General features: G+C 51.7%; 2 protein-coding genes and 1 pseudogene (1 of these 3 running past the window's edge). 2 read left to right on the top strand and 1 reads right to left on the bottom strand.

Annotated features, from left to right (window positions below):
* Positions 1-245, top strand: a 245-nt coding sequence (locus Q2B33_RS11380; protein WP_300815141.1) for a hypothetical protein, incomplete at its 5' end; no start/stop codon positions are given.
* A gap of 15 nt (positions 246-260) precedes the next feature.
* The gene (locus Q2B33_RS11375) at positions 261-902 is read left to right on the top strand and encodes a phosphoribosyltransferase (protein ID WP_296478781.1); all 642 of its coding nucleotides are present in this window, start codon (positions 261-263) and stop codon (positions 900-902) included.
* A 156-nt stretch (positions 903-1058) separates the two neighbouring features.
* On the opposite strand, the pseudogene Q2B33_RS11370 reads toward Q2B33_RS11375, so the two are convergent.
* Positions 1059-1252, bottom strand: a pseudogene (locus Q2B33_RS11370) (polysaccharide deacetylase family protein); it runs 661 nt beyond the window's last position.

Raw genomic sequence — 1252 nt, 5'->3', positions numbered from 1 at the left:
TCAGCGTTATGCAGTCTGGTTTCACGGCAAGTGAAATCGTTAAGCAGTATAAAATTCTGGTAACTCTTCTTGACGAAAGAGGGAATTTTCTGTATAGTAGATATATCGACAGAAAGATTTCTGTAAACTGCAGACTGCCAGGATTTACAGTGATGCCTCTGGGAAAGTGCTTGGCTGGCGGTCGGCAGTCGGGTTGTACTGTAAATTTAGCCGGTGCGCAGTATGGATTTCAGGCTGTATCATGATGAGGAGGTACGTGTATGCAGGAAGTGATCAAAATTTATTCCAAGGCCCACCCGAACATCCAGTTGAAGGCGATTCCGGGACATTTCGTGACCCCGAATTCCCACGTCAACTATTTTCTGGACATGACGACCTTGAAGGCCAGGCTCAGCGAGGCGTCCATGGTGGCGAGAGAGCTGGGAAGGCAGGTTATGATATCGACGGTGGTGGACACGATCGTCTGCATAGACGGCTGTGAGATCATCGGCGCGTTCCTGGCGGAGGAGCTGACCAGGGCGGGAATCTATTCCAGAAACGCCCACAAGACGATCTATATCATCACGCCGGAATATTCCACATCCGGACAGATGATGTTCCGGGACAACTATCTGCCCATGGTCAAGGATAAGAACGTGCTCCTCCTTCTGGCCAGCGCCACCACGGGAAAGACAGTGTCGAAGGCCATCCAGACCCTGACCTATTACGGCGCTTCCATAAGCGGGATCAGCGCAGTGTTCAGCGCCGCCAACAGCATCGTGGGGATTCCGGTGAATTCCCTGTTCACCACGGCGGACATTCCGGACTATACGACATACAGCTCCGAAAAATGTACCATGTGCAAGGAGAAGAAGCCCATCGACGCTTTTGCCAATGCCTTTGGGTATTCCAAGATCAGCTGACAGTCCCGGCGATATTTGAAGATTCCTTTCTGGCAGGACCGGCGAAGGGCGGTTCTGCCGGAAAGGATTTTTGTCTGTCTATATCCGGGGGCCGATCTGCAGGCGCGTCCTTCGAGTACGAATACGGAGAATGATGCATCATACAGATTCCGATCTTTACGATTCTAAATATCCCCCGGGCGAAATGCGATGTACCTCGCCCTTTTCACCCATCTCCTGAAAATACAGTTCTGTGGCCGTAGGATTATGCACCTGTCTGCCGTCCACGGAAAACTCCAGCCGCTGCCAGGCCTGCACATAATCGTAAATCTGGATATTGGTGGCGTACCATATGTCATCATGTCCGCCGG

It is taken from the genome of uncultured Acetatifactor sp., from assembly GCF_948601915.1.
Taxonomy (GTDB): Bacteria; Bacillota; Clostridia; order Lachnospirales; family Lachnospiraceae; genus Acetatifactor.
The sequence above is the reverse complement of the archived record's forward strand: the minus strand, read 5'-3'. Positions and strand labels throughout refer to the sequence as shown.